Source organism: Novipirellula caenicola (genome assembly GCF_039545035.1).
Taxonomy (GTDB): domain Bacteria; phylum Planctomycetota; class Planctomycetia; order Pirellulales; family Pirellulaceae; genus Novipirellula; species Novipirellula caenicola.
In genome coordinates this window covers 357,683-376,158 of sequence record NZ_BAABRO010000003.1, presented here as the reverse complement: position 1 = coordinate 376,158, position 18,476 = coordinate 357,683, and the positions used below count along the sequence as shown (strand labels likewise).

Sequence of the window (18,476 nt, the reverse complement as noted above, 5' to 3'; positions counted from 1 at the left end):
ATCAAGCTACCTCACCGATAGGTTTGAAGATGGATAAATTCGATCACCCCGAACTTCTGCAACGGATCAAACAGCACGATGCCGAGGCGTTGGCGAGGTACATTGACCTGAACCGAGGCCAACTTGCCGGCTTTCTTAAATCGATCACCGGAGAACATTTGTTGGCCGTGGTCGAACTGGATGATTTGATCCAGGAGGTCTCTACCGCGGCGCTGTCGAGTCTCGATTCGGCTCCCTTTGACCAGTACGAGCCCATGCAATGGCTGCAGCAGATCGCTCGCCGCCGGGTTGTCGATGCCCACCGCTTTCATTTTGGCGCGAAACGTCGAGACGCGGGTCGCCAACGATCGATTCACGCAGCAAATTCAGGTGGCACCGCGGCGTTGGGACTCGAACAGATGCTGGTCGCCAGCATGACGTCGCCCAGTGCGGCACTGAGCCGTGACATTCGTATGGTTCGCATGCAAGAGGCAATCGAACAACTGTCCGACGAGCAGAAGCAGTCGATCCGCATGCGATACGTCGAAGGGTTACCGACCAAAGAAATCGCCGCCAAGCTAGGCAAAACCGATGTGGCCATCCGCGTGCTGCTGTCGCGAAGCATGCGGCTACTCGAAACGCAGCTTCAGGACGTCAAACCGAGCGAATGACTTTCGCAGAGCGGGGCAGGGCAGGGCACATTGCAATTGAAAGAGTGAGTAAACTAAGTGAGCTTCAAAAATCACTCCCCACTCAACCCTGCCACCAAGGAATTTGCTTTCGATGCCCGCCCACCTTCTGACACGCTGCCTCGCCGTATGGGTCGCCATCGCCACGATGGCGATCCACCCCACAAACACCACCGCTGAATCCCCGACGTCAAACGAAAAGAAACTCAAGCGGTTGGATGCCGATTTCCAACTTGTCGATGGCGCCGCTTGGGATGGCCGAAATTTGCTTTATGCGCCCGATGTCAAAGCGAAACGCTTAGTCAAAATCAATTTGGCAACGTTGAAAGTGGTTTCCGAAAACGTCTTGAAAGAACCGCTTGGTATCTCCGGAACGTGTTATCAACTCGGCAAGTTGTACTTGAGCGACAACGCCAATAGTCGGATTGCAATCCTAGGCACGGGTGGCAAAACCGAAACACTGGCCCAATTCGAAAAGAACCAACGGCCCAATGACTTGGTGGTCGATTCACGTGGCAACGTCTATGCCACGTTCACCGGCGAAGGCATCGTTCGCCGCATCGATGCGGATGGCAAGGTGCTGATCGTTGCGACCAAGTTGGACACCCCCAATGGGATTATGTTGTCACCCGATGAATCGACGCTATACGTGTCCTCGCACAAGTCGGGGGCACTCTACCAAATTCAAATCGATGAAACCCAAAAGTTCATGGCTGCCAAACCGTTCGCTCAGCTAAAAGAGACGGACGAGGGATTCCGAGGCGACGGGATGTGCATCGACCGGGCGGGCAACGTGTATTGCACCGGTGCAAACGCCGTCAGCGTATTCGCGCCCAGCGGCAACTTGATTGAAACCATCCCAACCCCTGAGCGTCCGATCAACGCCATCATCGCGGGCAGCGACGGACGGACCCTTTTCATCAGTACGTTTGGCGGCATGTACTACAAAACAATCAACCAGTACGGTGTGCTGCCGCAGCCCGCACCGGAAACCAACACGCATGGTCAATCGGATCAGGACAGGGCAGGGGAATTGTCGATCGATCGCAATGTTGTTTATGCCAATATCGATGGCCGTAAACTGCTGATGGATGTCTTTCGTCCGTCGTCCGCCGAAGGCAAACGTCTGCCTGGGGTCGTACTGGTTCACGGTGGCGGATGGCTCAAAGGCGACAAGACCAAGTTTCAATCGCTGGCCAAACGGCTCGCCCAAAAGGGCTACGTCGTCGCGGCGATCGAGTATCGGCTTGGCTATGAAGCAAAATTTCCTGCCGCAATCCGTGACGCGAATGCCGCCACGGCATTCATCCGGCAACACGCGGCGGATTGGAACATCGATCCCAACCGCATCGCGGCAGTGGGTGGTTCCGCGGGCGGTCATCTCGCTGGGTTGATGGCGGCGGGCAACACGAATGCCAAATTGCATCACGACGGACTAAGCAGCAGTGATCAATCACGTCTGCAAGCGGTCGTCGTGATGGCGGGCCCGCTGCAAACCGCATCGGGCAGCGTGGCGGACCGTTCCCATGACGTCAAAGACAATGCGTTTGCGGTGCACTGGATCGGCGCGACGATCGACGACGCCCCGGAAATGTACAAGTTGGCCGATGCGTATGAAGCGATCGACAAGGACATGCCACCAACCTTGTTCATCACAGGCAGCCTCGACAACCCAGCTCGCAACGAACCCGCTCGTGAAAAATTGAAGAGTTTGGGTGTCCCTTTCGAGCTTCGCATCCATGACGGCGCGAAACATGGTCACTGGAACCAAAACGATTGGATGGATACGGTAGTAACCGATATTGATGGGTTTCTAAAAAAACACCTCAACTAAATCGTCCTTCAACCGTCCCGCTGGCTAGGAAACAATTCGTGCGTGTTGCTCATGTCATTACTCGAATGATCATTGGTGGTGCTCAAGAGAACACGCTGCTGAATTGTTTGGACCTGATGCACGATTTCGGTGACGACGTGCTGTTGATCACCGGAAAAGAAGTCGGACCCGAAGGAGACTTGCTAAGCCAGGGTAGGGCAGGGGAGTTGCCAATTTGCAAGCTCGACCATTTGCGTCGAGCGATCCATCCGGTTCACGATCTCAGGGGACGCGCCGAGCTTCGCGAGGCAATCCGAAAATTCAAGCCCGACGTTGTGCATACACATAGTGCTAAGGGAGGAATCTTGGGACGTGCGGTCGCTTGGGACGAGCAGGTTCCGGCGATCGTCCACAGTGTGCATGGAGCTCCGTTTCACGAATATCAGCCGATGTTGACGCGGACACTGTACCGCACGTGCGAGCGATGGGCGGCCAGACGATGTCACCATATGGTTTGTGTCGCTGACGCGATGACCGATTTGATGGTCGATGCCGACGTTGCCCCGCGTGAAAAATTCACGACGATCTATAGCGGAATGGATGTCGAGCCGTTTCGACGGGCTGATGAACATCGCCAACGTATTCGCAATCAATTCGGATTGACCGAGGATGCGATCGTGATCGGAAAAATTGCTCGGCTGTTTCATTTGAAAGGCCATGACGATCTGATCTCGGCAGCGGCCACGGTCGTCAAGCAAGTTCCGCAAGTCCGTTTTTTGCTGGTGGGCGATGGCATTCTGCGAGACAGTCTGACTCGCCGAATCGAGTCGCTGGGATTGAGCGAGCACTTCATTTTCTCGGGACTGGTTCCCCCGGACGAGGTCCCCTCGTTGATCGGAGCGATGGACGCGTTGGTCCACACCTCGTATCGCGAAGGGTTAGCCCGGGCACTGCCGCAAGCCTTGATCGCCGGCCGCCCCGTAATCAGCTACGACGTCGACGGGGCTCGCGAGGTCGCGATCTCGGGTGAGACAGGCTATTTGGTTCCTCCCGGTGACATTGATCAACTCGCTGAATCGATCCTCCGATTGAGCAGTGACCGTGAGTTGCGTCAGCAAATGGGGAGGGCAGGGCAGCGGCGATTTACGGAGCAGTTCCGCCATCAAACGATGACGCGGCGGATCCGTGAACTGTACGAACAACTGCTGTCGCGACCGCGAAAGTAACGAATTCCCGCGATTTCACCGCCATTTCGTGGCGTTTCCGAATTTCGAGACGTTTCCGAATTTCCAGGCGTTTCCGAATTTCGAGGCGTTTTCTGGGTCTGCTTCGCTGGCTCGGTAGCGATTCCGAGGGCGATGACATGATGCCATTGGTTTTGCTAGCGGCGCCGGGCCTCGTCCGGTTCCCGCGTGATAAAACGCTCGATTTTGACCGGGCGAGGCCCCGCGACGCTCCGCTACCCGAAAACCCCAATTTAGTGCCAAAATGGATGACATCTGGCAGTCACCCGCCGAAGTGTTGGCAGGTCGCCCCCGCCGCGATCCCGACCTATCGGGCCAGGGACCGATTGAACTATCATAGAGTCACTGTTCTATGCCAACCAAATTACGATTCGCCCCTGATTTGTGCTGATGACCAAGACCCGTGATTTTCTGGGCCCCTATCGATTGGCCCGTCTGATTCGCTCTGGAAGTACCTGTGATGTCTGGGAAGCCATCGACGAAAACTCCGAAGAGCGATACGCGTTGAAACTGCTCAAGCCATCGGCGCGAGAGGACAAGGCAGAGATCGCGTTATTGAAACACGAGTTCACCGTGGCGTCGGATTTGAACAGCCCTCGCATCATCAAAGTCATCGACTTTCGCATTGAATCCGGAGTCCCTTTTTTGGTGCTGCAGCTCTTCAGCGAATTGAATATGAAGCAAGCACTGCGGCAGGGCCCCGAGTCGCTGGCCTACATGCTGGACAAGATTGTCGGCCAAGCCGCCGAGGGCTTGTATTACATGCACACCAAGAATTGGATCCACTTGGATATCAAGCCGGACAATTACTTGGTCAGCCGCGATGGTGAAACGAAGTTGATCGACTTTACGATCGCCGAGAAAAAGAAGACCGGATTCAGTAAACTGTTCCACAGTTCGAAATACGCCAAGGGCACTCGAAGCTACATGTCACCCGAGCAGATCCGCTGCAAAGTGTGTGACGAGCGATCGGACATCTACAGCTTTGGCTGCGTGTTGTTTGAATTGGTCACGGGCAAACCGCCATACACAGGCGACACGCCAAACGATTTGCTGAACAAGCACTTGACGGCATCGATCCCGAGCCCGATTGCGTACAACAACAACGTGTCCAAGGAATTCGCCGATGTGATCAAGCAGATGATGGCGAAGAAGCCCGACAATCGGCCGCCATCGATGTGGGAATTCTTGAAGCAATTCCGTGCGATGGAATTGTGGAACAAGCGTCCTCGCAAACCCGACGTCAGCGTGTTCGACACTCAGACGGGAATCCGCGGTGCCGAAGACATGATCAAAAAACCATCCGGAAACGGCGAAGACGACGAGATCTAAACTTCGCCTTCTAAACACAATACGCGTGCGATGCTTCCGATTTTCGATTGTCTTCGAAGCCGCACCTTACTTATCACGAGAAAAGAATGAGCGCTGGACCTGGATTAGAATTTGAATACGAGATCGCGGATCTCGAAAGCAAGATTGCGTCGCTTGAACGTCAAACCAATCGCACCGACGAAATCGAAAAAGAGATTCGCGACTTGCGTCGCAAACTTGTTGATCTACTACGCGATGTCTACGGGTCGCTGGACTCGTGGCAAACCGTGCAAGTGGCTCGTCATAAAAACCGACCCTACACCCGTGACTATTTGAACCTTGCGTTTGATGAGTTTGTCGAACTGCATGGCGACAAACACTTTGGTGATGACCGCGCGATGTTGTCGGGTTTCGCCAAACTCGATCGTTTCAAAGTGTTGGTTCTCGGTCATCAAAAAGGCCGCACGTTCAAAGAACGCGCGGCGTGCCATTTCGGTTGTGCCCATCCCGAAGGCTATCGCAAAGCGATGGTCAAAATGCGATTGGCTGAAAAGTATCGCATGCCGCTGATCTGTTTCATCGACACGCCCGGTGCGTACCCGGGGATCGGTGCCGAAGAACGTGGTCAAGCGCAAGTGATCGCCGAAAGCATGTTCATGATGAGCCGCTTGAAGACGCCCGTGATCTGTGTCGTGATTGGCGAAGGCGGATCGGGCGGCGCCCTCGGTATCGGCGTGGGCGACCGGATCGCGATGCTGCAACATTCGTACTACAGCGTGATCAGCCCCGAAGGCTGTGCGGGCATCTTGTGGAAGAGTCACGAACATGCACCCAAAGCCGCCGCAGCGTTGCGGTTCACCAGCGACAATTTGAAGCGACTTGGCGTGGTCGATGATGTGCTCGAAGAACCACTCGGCGGCGCCCATCGTGACCATCACCAAATGGCGTCGCGATTGAAGAGTTATCTGTCGCGAACGCTGTCGGATCTAGAGTCCATGTCGACCGAAGAACTGGTCAACCAACGGTATGAAAAGTTCCGCCGGATCGGTGTCTTCTTGGAAGAAGCCGAATCCGCATAGGTGAACAAAAGAGAACCGAGTTTCGATTCTCGCCAAACTTCAAAATCGGGCCATTTTCTTTCGCTCGATGGGCGACGCATCAGCGGATGCGTCGCCATCTGCTAAGGCCAAATCAGGCCTCCGTCGGTTAGACATCGGGGACACCAAGTCGCGCGATCCAGAGAGCCTGCGAAGCATCGAGCGAGGCCTTTGCCGAGTGGATCCACGGGCAAATGTTCCGCGGCGAAAGCGGAGGGCAATGCGACCAGAAACGAGCAGGTAGAGCGTCGCAATCACGACCGCGGCGGAAGCCATCGCCGCCTTCGTTTTGATCATGGATCGGCAGCGCGAACGGTGGCGACGCGGAAGCGTTTGCGAGCGACGGATCGATGACGAATGATCACGTCGAGCCATCGTCGGGAAGGCGGATCAAGCGTCGAGTCCGCCAGAGCGAAAAGCGGGAGAGGCCCGAATTTACGGGCGAAATTGACCGCCCCGCAACGTCCGATAATGCCCCTTATGTTGTATTAAAGGTGCGTAAAACCCCGTATTTCAGGCATTTCGTGTGGGATAGGCTTCTAGCCTGTCATCAGCATCCCCTTCTTAATTCAGCATGGCTAGATCTCATCGAAACTCTTGACGAGTTTCGCTACGAGCGACTGGCCGTAGCGGAAGTCGTCAAGACTTTCGTCGTCCATGCGGGACACGCTTCCAGGCAGTCATCGGCATGCCTATATCCCATCGAAACTCTTGACGAGTTTCGCTACGAGTGACTGGCCGTAGCGGAAGTCGTCAAGACTTTCGTCGTCCATGCGGGACACGCTTCCAGGCAGTCATCGGCATGCCTAAATCCCATCGAAACTCTTGACGAGTTTCGCTACGAGCGACAGGCCGTAGCGGAAGTCGTCAAGACTTTCGTCGTCCATGCGGACACGCTTCCAGGCGGTCATCGGCATGCCTAAATCCCATCGAAACTCTTGACGAGTTTCGCTACGAGTCCGATGAACCTACCGCTGAAATCCTTCCCAGGGACGCTGGGCTTGCTGAGGCACCGATGGGCCTGAATTCCAACCCCGCGGATCGACTGGCAACGGCGATCGTCCGGTCGAGTTTCCCGATCCGTCATCCCACAGCGATTCGGGCAAAATGCCATTCGCCGCATCCCCTGCCACGCCTTCCAAAAAGCCTGCGGGCGTGTCCTGGGCGTCATCCGCATTGAAGCGTTTTTCGAAGCGGTCCAGGTACGGTTGGACGATCTGCTGAATCTCTGGCGGGATGACCGATTCGCTGCGTGCCAGCACGCTGGCGATGTAGTTGCCGCTCTTGCTGCCGACAATTTTCTCGCGAACATTTTCGCCAAAAAGCGTGACGGCAAACAGCGTGATCAAGATGCAGTACAACGCGCCCTTGGCCAGCCCAAACATCGCTCCGATTTGACGATCGAATTCGCGAAGTTTGAATCGATCGATCGTGCCGCTGACCATCCGAAATGCGACCCAAACGACCAGCGATGTGCCGACGTACAGGATCAACATTGCCAAGAATCGGTTCCATGGCGGTTCGGCGTGGATCGATTGGCTGAAGGGTTCGCGAAAATGGTAAGCCACCATGTAGCTGACCACGATCGATGCGATCGACGCGAGCTGCCAGGCGAACCCTTTGATCGCGCCAAAGATCAACGCGCCAACCAACACCACCAACATCACGATGTCGTAAATTTCCACCAGAACGCTTTCGTGCGAGTAAGGGGGCATGCGAGCAAGACACATGCGAGTCCAAAGCGGGAAGGGCGGTTGCGAATATTTTTTTAGCCGTCTCGCAAGCAGTGCCGCCAAGCCCGTTGCCAGAAAACTCGTTTGATAGCAACCGGCTCATCGCTTCCAGCATGCAGCCGCCCCGAGTTTCCGTGTTGGCGCGGATTGTAGCCAAGTGCGTTTGCCAAGCGAAGATCAATTGATTCGGGCTTGGCAGCCCCCTAGGAAAAATCCTATGTAGGAGGCCAAGGAAATCTGTACTCGTCGCGCGCGATCGTAAAGCAGCTCGGTTCACCGAATTGCTACCAATGGGTGTTGTTGCTTGCAAAGCGTGACAAGATTGATTTCGACAGCCCCTGAATTTTTTTCACCACTCCCCTGCCCTTCCTGTCGTGGCCGATTTCAAAACGCACATCACCGGCAGCACGATCGTGGGCATCGCCTACGGTTATTGGGGCGTGACGTCTCAATCGATGTCGCTGGAGAGCGGGATTTTGGCAGGCGGGTTGTGCTCGGTCAGCGGTATGCTGCCAGACTTGGATAGCGATTCGGGAATCCCGCTTCGCGAAACCAGCATGTTTGCAGCGGCCGTCGTGCCGATGTTGATGATCGAACGATTTCGCGACCTGGAACTATCACACGAGGCGATGGCGTTAGCGGCGATGTTGATCTACATCGCGATCCGATTCGTCGCAGTCGAATTCTTTAAACGCTACACCGTCCATCGCGGGATGTGGCACAGCATTCCGGCCGCAGCCACAGCGGGTTTGTTAGCGTACTTGGTGATGCCGTGTCCAAGTGAATCGATCCGCGTCTACAAAAGCGTCGCGGTGGTCGTCGGATTTCTCGTTCATTTAATTCTTGACGAGATTTGGAGCATTGATTTTGGGGGAGGGCGGTTCCGACTAAAAAAATCGTTTGGCACCGCGTTGAAGTTTTTTGGCCAAAGCCAGCTCGCCAATATCAGCGTGTACGCCAAATTGTTTTTGTTGATCTATCTCGCCTGGGGCGACCATGGCGTGGTCGACCGTATCCGGCAACGATCACGATTGGACAATAGCTATATCGCCAAGCCCGCACCGGAATTGATCCAGTGGGACAAATGGCTGCCTTGGAGATAACGAATCTCGCAACCACTCGATCTTACGAACTCGTTCGATCGAGGATCAGCGTGACGGGACCATCGTTGACCAAGCTGACCTGCATGTCGGCGGCAAAGATCCCCTCTTCGACTCGCAGTCCGGTTGCCCGTAGCGATTTGTTGTATGACTGGTAGATTTGATTTGCAATTTCCGGAGCTGCCGCGTCGGTGAACGCAGGCCGCCGTCCTTTGCGACAATCGCCCAACAACGTGAATTGGCTGACGGCTAACACCGATCCTCCGATATCCAACAGCGAGCGATTCATTTTCCCCTCGTCATCCGGAAAGATCCTCAGCTGCGACGTTTTTTCGGCCAACCATTTGGCTTCGGCTTCGGTGTCGCCGTGCCCGACGCCGACCAACGCCAACACGCCCCGGTCAATTTGACCGACCGCCCTGCCCTGCACTTCCACCTTGGCCGACGTTACGCGCTGAATCACGATTCGCATCCGATTTCCTTTTGAAACCATCGAGTGTTATTGGGCGAGATTTCCGCATAGAATAGCTGCCACGGCTAATCCGTTAAACGCCATCGAATCGTTGTGCCATGCCTTATCTGTTTACCTGCCCTCATTGTCAAACCAAAACGCAAGTCGAAGATCGATATAGCGGCCAACGGGGAGAGTGCGTCACCTGTGGTGGCGAGATTCAACTACCCGATTTTGCCACCGAAGCGACTTCGCCCCACGCAAAGTCGCCATCGATACCGAAACAATTTGCGTCGATCGTCGCGGCTGTTGTAGTGCTGATTTTGTTCCTTGCGATTGGGGTTGCCGCGATCTATCAAGGCCGACAAACGGTTGGCATGTTGCAAACCAACCGCGACCGAGCCGCGTCGATACGCAACCTCGAAAAGATTGCCGCTGCGATGAATGCGTACGCCGCCGACCACGGCAGCTACCCGCCACCGTTTACCACCGATGCCTCAGGCAAACCGCTGCAATCGTGGCGTGTGCTGATCCTGCCCTACCTAGGCGAAGACGAACTGTACAACCTCATCGACCGCAACGCGGCATGGGACTCGCAGGAAAACATCACCGTCGCTTTCTCTCAGATGCCGGCCGTCTACCGACACCCACAGAGCCAAGCACGCGGCGGATTTAACGAGAGCGGGTACTACCTTGTAACAGGTGACCGCACGTTGTTTCCAAGTAGCGGCCCGCTGGGTCCGAACCAAGTGGTCGACGATCCGCTGAAAACCATCCTTGTCGTCGAAGCTTCGCCGCCAGTCACCAGCGGTGTGTGGACCGAACCAGTCGATGTCGACTTTGCGACACTGCAAGGCATCGGCGGGTCGTCAAACAACATCGGTGGTCAGCTTGACACCGGTGCGGCCATCGTCACCGTGGACGAGCGAGGTCACTTTCTTGATGACGCCACGCCTGTCTCGACGCTACGAGCCTTGGTGACGCCGCGTGGTGGTGAACCTCTCGCGGATGATACGCTGGATTAACCGCGGTGCCGCAACCAGCAAACAAAAGCCATCGACGATTCGATAACGTCACTCTGCAGTGGACGAGGCAACGAGTCCCGGTATTGCCGCCTTTAGCGTGAGACTCGTGGCCGTCTTGTGTGCGGGACTCGTTGCCTCGTCCACTACGGTTTGTGCGCGGGACTCGTTGCCTCGTCCACTACGGTTTGCGCGGGACTCGTTGCCTCGTCCGCTACGGGTTGCATACGAAAGTCTTGACGACTTTCGCTACAGAGCAAATCGCGACTGCGACTAGAACTTGCGAGGCGTTACTGCTGCTTGCACTCGACTTGGCAAACCTTGGATACGCAAGAAGCCTTCGGCATCGTCCTGGTCGTACGTTCCGCCGCCTTCCATTGTGGCGATGTCTTCGTCGTACAAACTGTTTGGACTTTGACGCGAATCAACGATGATGTTGCCTTTGTACAGTTTCAGCGTCACTTCACCGGTCACGGTTTTCTGCGATTCACGCATGAACGCCATCAACGCGTCCATCTTTGGCGTGTACCAGAATCCGTAATAAACCATTTCGGCAACTTCGGGTGCCAAGCGATCACGCAAGTGCATCAGGTCACGGTCCATTGCCAATTGCTCGATGTACATGTGAGCGTCGTACAATACGGTCATGCCAGGCGATTCGTACACACCGCGGCTCTTCATGCCGACGAAACGATTTTCGACCATGTCGATGCGGCCCACCCCGTTGCGGCCGGCGATCTCGTTTAGACCTTCGACCATTTCCAACGCACTGACCGATTTTCCGTTCAACTTGGTTGGTACTCCCGATTCGAATCCGATCGTGACCGATTCGGCTTTGTCCGGCGCCTCTTGTGGGCTGACACCCATCCCGAAATCCACGATTTCGACGCCGTTGACATCCAACTCTTCGAGCTTGCCCGCTTCGTAGCTGATGTGCAGCACGTTTTCGTCACTGCTGTACGGTTTGGCGGTCGATGCTTTGACCGGGATGTTCTTTTCGTTGCAGTAGGCGATCAACTCGGTGCGTCCTGGGAACGCTTCGCGGAATTCTTTGATTCGCCAAGGAGCGATCATCTTGATGCTCGGGTCGATCGCGTCGGCGGCCAATTGGAAACGGCATTGGTCGTTGCCCTTGCCGGTCGCTCCGTGCGCGTAGGCGGTGGCACCGACCTCGTGAGCCACATCGATACAAACCTTGCTGATCAAAGGACGCGCGATGGAGGTGCCGAGCAGATAGATGCCTTCGTATTTGGCTTGCCAACCGAGCACGGGGAAGGCGAAATCGCGGCACAACTCTTCGCGAACATCGACGATCCGTGACGACTTGGCGCCGCAATCGCGGGCTTTTTGCAGCGTCGCTTCACGATCTTCACAAGGTTGGCCGAGGTCGACGTAGACCGCGTGCACCTCATAACCTTGGTCTTGAAGCCAACCGAGAATGACCGAAGTATCTAAACCGCCCGAGTAAGCAAGTACGCAGCTTTTCATTAGGATGTTATCCACCGAGAATGCAAGAACCGAAGAAACGATGTTCGTCAACGAGCGTCAATTTGAATTTTGATTCCCCTGGACTGCAACCGCCCATGCCTCACGACGTTTCGCAGCTTTCGCAATCGGACCACCCTGCCCTGCCCCATTCGCAACGCGATGCCGCTTCACTTTCACCGGAAATTGCGGCATTAATCGCGGACGTCGCCACCGGAGCCACGTCGGTGGCCGACGCCATTTCGGCACTTCAAATCGCAAAGATCGGCTCGACTGAAAATGGTCGCACCGGCAGCGAGGCCGAAAAAATGGCCGTCATCGAGGGGGCTACGGTCGATCTGGGCCGACGACGACGCTGCGGTTTCGGCGAAGTGATCTATGGCGAGGGCAAAGATTTTGAGCTGATCGCGCGGATCATCGACTCTCAAATCGCCGATGCGCAAACATCGCTGGTGACTCGCGTTCACCCCGAGGTGGCTGAGAAATTGAAATCTCGCTTCCCCCACAGCCACCACCACCCGCTGGGCCGTACGTTCCGCACTCACCTCGCTTCGCAAGCCCCCTGCCCTGCCCCGATCGATCCCAGCGAACGCTCGTTTCATGTTGCCGTGATCACCGCGGGCAGCACCGATGCCGCGGTGGCCGCCGAAGCGATCGAAACGTTGACCTGGATGGGCGTCGCCGTTCGCGTGTTTACCGACATCGGCGTCGCTGGGCCGCAGCGTCTGATCCACGCGCTACCTGAACTGCAGAAGGCGTCCGCTGCTATCGTGATCGCTGGTATGGAAGGTGCACTGCCTCCGGTGGTCGCGGGCCATCTATCGATCCCAATCTTTGCCGTTCCCACCAGCGTGGGCTACGGCGCGACGCTGGGCGGATTGACCCCGCTGCTTGGCATGCTCAGCAGCTGTGCGTCCAACGTCGCGGTCGTCAACATCGACGCGGGATTCAAAGGCGGCTATTTGGCGGGAACCATCATCCGCCAACTCGAAAATGCAAGCAACCATTTGCCCCCCAGCGAAAACTCGACACACCAGGAATCGCAATGAACCACCAGCCCCCCGTATCCTTTCCTAAACGCGAGCACGATTCGCATAAAGGCAGCTTTGGCCGCGTGCTACTGTGCGGTGGTTCACGAGAGATGGCAGGATCGATCGCGCTTTCGTCGATGGCGGCGCTGCATACCGGATCCGGTTTGGTATCGGCCGCCGTTCCCGATCGATGTTTGGAAACCGTTGCCGCGTTCCATCCGTGCGTGATGACGATTCCGCTAGCGGATGCATCACGCGGTCACTTCGCCACCGCTGCGGCCGATGAACTTGGCTCGCGTTTGGACGGCTTGGATGCAATTGGATGTGGTCCTGGGATGACGACCAACGATGGGTCGATGCAGATCGTCCGCCGCTTGATCGAGCCGATGAAACTTGCTCGCGTGTTTGACGCTGACGCACTGAATTGTTTGGCCAAAATGGAATGGGCCAAGCAAGATCCGGTCTCGCCCGAGACCTCGCCATCCAACGGCGACGATGCCCGCAACATCGTGCTGACGCCCCATCCGGGCGAATTGGGACGATTGACCGGTGCGGGTGCCAAGGACCGCGACTTACAAATCGAAGCCGCGCAAAAATTGGCGGCCCACCACCGCGTCACCATCGTGGTCAAAGGAGGCCCGACGGTCGTGGTCGACGCGACGCGGACATGGACCAATTCGACGGGCAACCCGGGAATGGCAACCGCCGGAACGGGCGACGTATTGACAGGGGTGATCACATCGCTGCTGGGGCAAGGATTGTCGCCCTGGGACGCGGCTAGATTGGGGGTATGGATCCACGGATCGGCAGGCGATCGAGCAGCTGCGGAATATGGGCAACCCGGGATGAGTGCGTATGAGTTGCTGGCGGAATTGCCAAAAGTGATAGCGGCCTTCGATTCCTGAGCAAAGTCAGGCATAATGTCCGATCGCGGGCTGTTGATTTAGTGAGCCGCGACGCGTGGGCGGCCGGGTGCCACGCATTTCCCGGTGCCATACGGCCCACGGCTCACTGCGGTGATTTGCCTTTCGATTCAATCAACAACCCGTTTGTGGCAAGTCGGATGGTGACTCCCCTGCCCTGCCCCGCATTTTGTTCAACGCGACGCTTCCCTTTCTGAATCAACTGACACGTGACGAAAATCATCCCGCTTGCCGAAGTGACTGATGCGGTTCGCGGCGGCGTGATCAGCATCGGTAATTTCGATGGCGTGCATCGTGGCCATGCGGCTTTGATTGGCAAGGCTCGAGAAATGGCCAACCGCATCGCGGGCCCGGTCGTCGCAGTTGTTCTGGACCCGCATCCCGCTGCGATCCTGCGTCCCGACCGCGTGCCGCCAAAATTGACCTGGATCGAGCGTCGAGCCGAATTGCTTTCGCATCTCGATACCGATTTTCTAATCGTAGTGCCGACGAACCAGCAGTTTTTGAACCTTTCGGCTGCAGATTTCTTTTCATCATTGATCAAGAGAACGCTGGCGGCCAAAGGCATGGTCGAAGGCCCCAATTTCTTTTTTGGCCGTGGTCGCGAAGGCAATATCGAAACGTTGCAAGCACTGTGTGATCAGTCCGAGATTGAATTGGCGGTCGCGGATTCGAGCATCGACAGCGACGCGATGATCAGCAGTACGCGGATTCGCCAGCAACTCGAAGCGGGAAAGATCGAATCGGCGGTTCACATGCTGGGGCATCCGCACCAGATCCGTGGGCGTGTCGTCCGCGGCGATGGACGCGGTGCAAAAATCGGCTTCCCGACCGCCAACCTGGACGAGATCGACGTCCTTGTCCCCGCAGTCGGCGTCTATGGGGGGTATGCGATCCATGATGGCCAACGCTACCAGGCCGCCATCCATATTGGCCCCAACCCGACGTTCAATAATCGCAGCGAACGCAAAGTGGAAGTTCATCTGATGGACTACACTGGGGATCTTTATGACCAAACGCTGCTGGTTGACTTTGTCAGTCGAGTGCGCGACATTGCCCGCTTCGATTCGGCCGAAGCCTTGGTCGCTCAGCTGCAAATGGACATCGCCTCGGTGCGATCGTCCCTTGGCAAACCTGAAAACGACCACATCGAAAACGCCAAATCCACAAACAAGACAAATTTCAAGTAACCGAAAGTAAAGCCAGATGGGTGTTCAGTGGAAAGCCTTTGTTGATCAGATTAGCCACTACGAATCGTTCGTGCTTGTCAGCCATATTCGCCCTGATTGCGATGCATTGGGCAGCGAATTGGGCATGGCCGAAGTGCTGCGAACGGTTGGCAAGAAAGTGCGAATCATCAACGCTCACCGCACCCCTGCGGCACTGCAATTCCTCGACCCCGCCGGCAACATCGAGGTTCTGGGCGACGATGTGGAAGCCGAAGACATTTCGGCCGACTGCATCATGATTCTAGACACCAGCGCGTGGGCTCAACTGGGCGACATGGGCGATGTCATTCGCAGTTCCCGCGCCGACAAAATCGTGCTGGACCACCACGTGGGCGAAGACGAACTCGGCGCGACGATGTACAAGGATTACCAAGCCGAAGCGACCGGCCATCTCGTGGTGCAAGCTGCCGATGCGTTGGGCGTCTCGTTGACTCGCAGCATGTCGGTGCCACTGTTCGCCGCAATCGCCACCGACACGGGATGGTTCCGGTTCGGTAGCGTCACACCAGAAACCTATCGCGTGGTTGCGCGTCTGATCGACGCAGGCGTGGTGCCAAGCGAAGTCTATGCGGATCTGTACGAGCGTGACACGTTGGGTCGACTACGGCTTCGCGGGCTGATCCTGTCGAGAACGCAATCGGAACTCGACGGCGCCTTGATGCACACGTATGTCGAAAAAGAAGACTTCGCCAAAGTCGGAGCGGAACCCAATGACACCGAAGACGCGATCAACTTGACCTTGGCCGTTCAAGGCACCAAGGCGGCGGTGATCTTTGTCGGACAAATTCGAGGCGGCTTCAAACTGAGCTTTCGCAGCCGCTGCGGCATGGATTGCAACGAAGTGGCTCGGAAATTTGGTGGCGGCGGACACAAGGCCGCAGCCGGCGGATTTCTCGAAGGAACGCTCGACGACGTACGCGGCCGCGTGTTGCCCGTCGTGATCGAAGCGGTCCAAAAAGCCCTCGCCGCCGAGTGACAAGCGACCGCGGTCTCGACAACGAGTTGCTAAAAACTCGTTATTCCCAAAACGGAAATGCGGCATCACGCTCGATGCCGCAGGCGTTACTTCAAGTAGAAACCGCTGAGTGACCAACCATCCTTTTCGGTCACGACGTAGTTACCGCCTTCGGGAAAATGCTGTTCAATCTCAGCAAGTGGCGGCAGCTTGTCGGTGTTGATCGGTTCTGCCTCGTCACCGTTTTCGTCTTTAAAGACGCGGCGAATCAGGGTTGCCATGATCGTGTCGCTGTCTTTCAGCTTGCCCGTTCGCAACAGCTCGTATTTCACCCGCAGCGAAACACTGGTGCGTGCGATCCGGCTAAGCGAAACACTCGTCGCTCCAAGATCCTTGAGTGCGTCGACGACTCGAACCACCTCGGGCAGCTTGGCAAACCCGCCGTCTTGGCCGCTATGAATCCGCTTGGCCGTCTCGATCAACAGCTCAGGATGACTCGAGAACATCAGGTAAGAATTCCCGTCCGCCCCGTTCTCATCCACCACGGCGATCGCCCAATGGTCCAACAACGGTGGTGCTTCTTCAACCGTTTCTTCATCAAACCCCAAGTCGCCGAACACGTCGGCTTCAAAGGAGGCATCCGATTCGCTGCCGCGTTGAACCCGCCACACTTCCACGCCAGGCAACACATCCAATTTGCTGGCGTCTGGCTCGACTTCCATCGCCTTGCGAACCGCAAGCTTGATTGCATCGGGGTTCTTCAAACGGACCGAAACCAACATTCGCTCGGAATTGATCTCTGCGGGCAATGTATTGTCGGTCAACAACAGGACCTCGTCCCCCAGAGCGGGCAACACGTTGTTTTTAAGGTCAATTTGCGGCCCATCGGTGTCGTCGCGAATCCCTTCAATCATTGGCGCGAAAATGTCATCGCCAAACGCTTCGTTGATCATCGATTCAGAAGCCCAAAACGCATCCGCGATTTTCAATCGGATCTGGCTGATGGTTCCAGTATCCTTTCCAACCCAATTAGGAACTGGATCCAAGCCCGCGTTGAAGAAGGACAACATCCGAGCGGCTTTTTCGTACTTGCTTGGCTCTGTCGTCGTCGGTGGCGCCAACACAAACCCGCGATGCAAAATATCGTAACGATCACCTGCAATCGCCAGGATGCCGCCAGCGGCCTTGATCGCATCGAAGCCTTGATTTTCAAGAAGCTTCAAAATGTCAACTTGATTGCCTCGATCCACTTGAAAGGTTTCTCGCAAGATCAATCCCATCTGGATGGGACGAGCAAACCATTCGCCGGCTACCGTGCTGTTTCCTTCGGTAAACGGTTTTTGCATCGCTCGACTAGAACGCGTCAATACGTCGCGGAATTCAGCCGAATCGCTAATTGAAGGGCTTTTCATCTCACCCGCGATCGCATCGAGCACTCCGGTGACAACGGTATCACGATCCGAGGCAATGATACGCGTATCGTCCAGCGTGATCGCGATCTGTTCGATCTTGAGCTGCCCCGGTTTCGGTTTGGTGGTGTAAACACGAATCGTTTGACCGCGATACTCGACGTCGTTGCGGGTCGCTCCGCCGGCCTTCAAATCCCGGTCGATTTTATCGACCGCCGCGTCAGCTTCCTTGCGAAGCCCACGGATGTCGGCGATCACGCACATCGAGAAGGGACGTCGTTTGTCTTTTGGAAATGGCAACCACGCCACAACGGCTTCGCCCGACGCGATGTCGTATAAATCTTGAGGTTTCAATCCGACGCGATTGTCGAGTGAATCAAGATAGTCTTCAGCGCGTTCACGCTGAGCATCAATGAACGGCTGCATCGCCGGATCATCAAACAATTGGCCGAGGTGCGTTTTATCCCAGGCGGCACAAAAATCCGGCACATCGGGAACGCGAACCAAACCCGCCAACGAATCGGGCAGCAATTTGATCGCGGGCACATACCCGCCAGCAGCTCCACCCCCTGCTACGGCAGCATCAGCCCCCTCGCCATCAACTGAGTTTTCAGCTGCATCTTGAGCATGGATGGTGTTACCACAGACTCCAAGCGTGATGGCAAATAAAAACAGGAGGGAAGCGATTCGCGAAGGAGAAGCGTAGGCTAGGCAGTACATTCAGTATCCGGTCTCTGAGACATCTCTGGGAACAAGAGGCGTGTGAGCAGCCTGCATGTCCAGCCGCCCAACAACCAGTATGTTATCGAACTCGATTTAGCCCCGAAACGCCGTCTAGGCAACTTATGAGGACAAAATCGTCTCTTTAGCGAAATTCTTAGTGAACAGAAATGCTGCGATCCGTTGCACGTCGCCCCCCGAAATAGGGCCGCTACCCCCAAACAACACCACCCAACCGGTGCAAAGTCGATCGAGGGGGGCGAGCGAAACACCAACCCGGGTTCA

General features: G+C 56.1%; 15 protein-coding genes. 11 read left to right on the top strand and 4 right to left on the bottom strand.

Annotation, left to right across the window (positions count from 1 at the left end; translation table 11 throughout):
• Window positions 1-29 precede the first annotated feature (29 nt).
• From ABEA92_RS08780 to ABEA92_RS08760, 5 genes are all read left to right on the top strand, one after another.
• A complete protein-coding gene (locus tag ABEA92_RS08780) occupies window positions 30-650 on the top strand; it encodes an RNA polymerase sigma factor (RefSeq protein WP_345683444.1) in 621 nt (206 codons plus the stop codon).
• A gap of 112 nt (window positions 651-762) precedes the next feature.
• Window positions 763-2,502, top strand: a complete 1,740-nt coding sequence (locus ABEA92_RS08775) for an alpha/beta fold hydrolase (protein WP_345683443.1) — start codon at window positions 763-765, stop codon at window positions 2,500-2,502.
• Window positions 2,503-2,540: 38 nt separating this feature from the next.
• On the top strand, window positions 2,541-3,707 hold the full coding sequence (locus ABEA92_RS08770) for a glycosyltransferase family 4 protein (RefSeq protein WP_345683442.1): 1,167 nt from the start codon (window positions 2,541-2,543) through the stop codon (window positions 3,705-3,707).
• A gap of 408 nt (window positions 3,708-4,115) precedes the next feature.
• The gene (locus tag ABEA92_RS08765; protein WP_345683441.1) at window positions 4,116-5,057 is read left to right on the top strand and encodes a serine/threonine-protein kinase; all 942 of its coding nucleotides are present in this window, start codon (window positions 4,116-4,118) and stop codon (window positions 5,055-5,057) included.
• Window positions 5,058-5,143: 86 nt separating this feature from the next.
• Entirely contained in the window at window positions 5,144-6,115 is a 972-nt protein-coding gene (locus tag ABEA92_RS08760; protein WP_345683440.1) for an acetyl-CoA carboxylase carboxyltransferase subunit alpha, read from the top strand.
• Window positions 6,116-7,101: 986 nt separating this feature from the next.
• Here ABEA92_RS08760 and ABEA92_RS08755 read toward each other — a convergent pair.
• Window positions 7,102-7,818 carry a CvpA family protein gene (locus tag ABEA92_RS08755; RefSeq protein WP_345683439.1) on the bottom strand — a complete coding sequence of 239 codons (717 nt, stop codon included), beginning with the start codon at window positions 7,816-7,818 and terminating at the stop codon, window positions 7,102-7,104.
• A gap of 422 nt (window positions 7,819-8,240) precedes the next feature.
• On the opposite strand from ABEA92_RS08755, the gene ABEA92_RS08750 reads away from it, so the two are divergent.
• On the top strand, window positions 8,241-8,969 hold the full coding sequence (locus ABEA92_RS08750; RefSeq protein ID WP_345683438.1) for a metal-dependent hydrolase: 729 nt from the start codon (window positions 8,241-8,243) through the stop codon (window positions 8,967-8,969).
• Between the two features lie 22 nt (window positions 8,970-8,991).
• On the opposite strand, the gene dtd is transcribed toward ABEA92_RS08750, so the two are convergent.
• Entirely contained in the window at window positions 8,992-9,438 is a 447-nt protein-coding gene (dtd, locus tag ABEA92_RS08745) for a D-aminoacyl-tRNA deacylase (protein ID WP_345683437.1), read from the bottom strand.
• Between the two features lie 98 nt (window positions 9,439-9,536).
• Here dtd and ABEA92_RS08740 point away from each other — a divergent pair, with 98 nt between their 5' ends.
• On the top strand, window positions 9,537-10,442 hold the full coding sequence (locus tag ABEA92_RS08740; RefSeq protein ID WP_345683436.1) for a DUF1559 family PulG-like putative transporter: 906 nt from the start codon (window positions 9,537-9,539) through the stop codon (window positions 10,440-10,442).
• 270 nt (window positions 10,443-10,712) lie between these two features.
• Here ABEA92_RS08740 and ABEA92_RS08735 read toward each other — a convergent pair whose 3' ends face one another.
• Complete coding sequence (locus ABEA92_RS08735) at window positions 10,713-11,927, bottom strand: argininosuccinate synthase (protein WP_345683435.1); 1,215 nt, start codon at window positions 11,925-11,927, stop codon at window positions 10,713-10,715.
• 62 nt (window positions 11,928-11,989) lie between these two features.
• Between ABEA92_RS08735 and larB the strand changes: the two genes are divergently transcribed.
• The 4 genes from larB to ABEA92_RS08715 all read left to right on the top strand — a co-directional run bounded on the left by larB (window position 11,990) and on the right by ABEA92_RS08715 (window position 16,083).
• Window positions 11,990-12,973: a nickel pincer cofactor biosynthesis protein LarB gene (larB, locus tag ABEA92_RS08730; protein ID WP_345683434.1), complete on the top strand. Its 984-nt coding sequence runs from the start codon at window positions 11,990-11,992 to the stop codon at window positions 12,971-12,973.
• Window positions 12,970-13,860 (top strand): NAD(P)H-hydrate dehydratase, encoded by an 891-nt coding sequence (locus tag ABEA92_RS08725; protein WP_345683433.1) that lies wholly within the window; start codon window positions 12,970-12,972, stop codon window positions 13,858-13,860. Before larB ends, ABEA92_RS08725 begins: the two co-directional genes overlap by 4 nt.
• Window positions 13,861-14,087: 227 nt before the next feature.
• Entirely contained in the window at window positions 14,088-15,068 is a 981-nt protein-coding gene (locus ABEA92_RS08720) for a bifunctional riboflavin kinase/FAD synthetase (protein ID WP_345683432.1), read from the top strand.
• 16 nt (window positions 15,069-15,084) lie between these two features.
• Window positions 15,085-16,083 carry a DHH family phosphoesterase gene (locus ABEA92_RS08715; RefSeq protein ID WP_345683431.1) on the top strand — a complete coding sequence of 333 codons (999 nt, stop codon included), beginning with the start codon at window positions 15,085-15,087 and terminating at the stop codon, window positions 16,081-16,083.
• Between the two features lie 86 nt (window positions 16,084-16,169).
• On the opposite strand, the gene ABEA92_RS08710 is transcribed toward ABEA92_RS08715, so the two are convergent.
• Window positions 16,170-18,191 (bottom strand): membrane or secreted protein, encoded by a 2,022-nt coding sequence (locus ABEA92_RS08710; protein WP_345683430.1) that lies wholly within the window; start codon window positions 18,189-18,191, stop codon window positions 16,170-16,172.
• Between the last annotated feature and the right edge of the window lie 285 nt (window positions 18,192-18,476).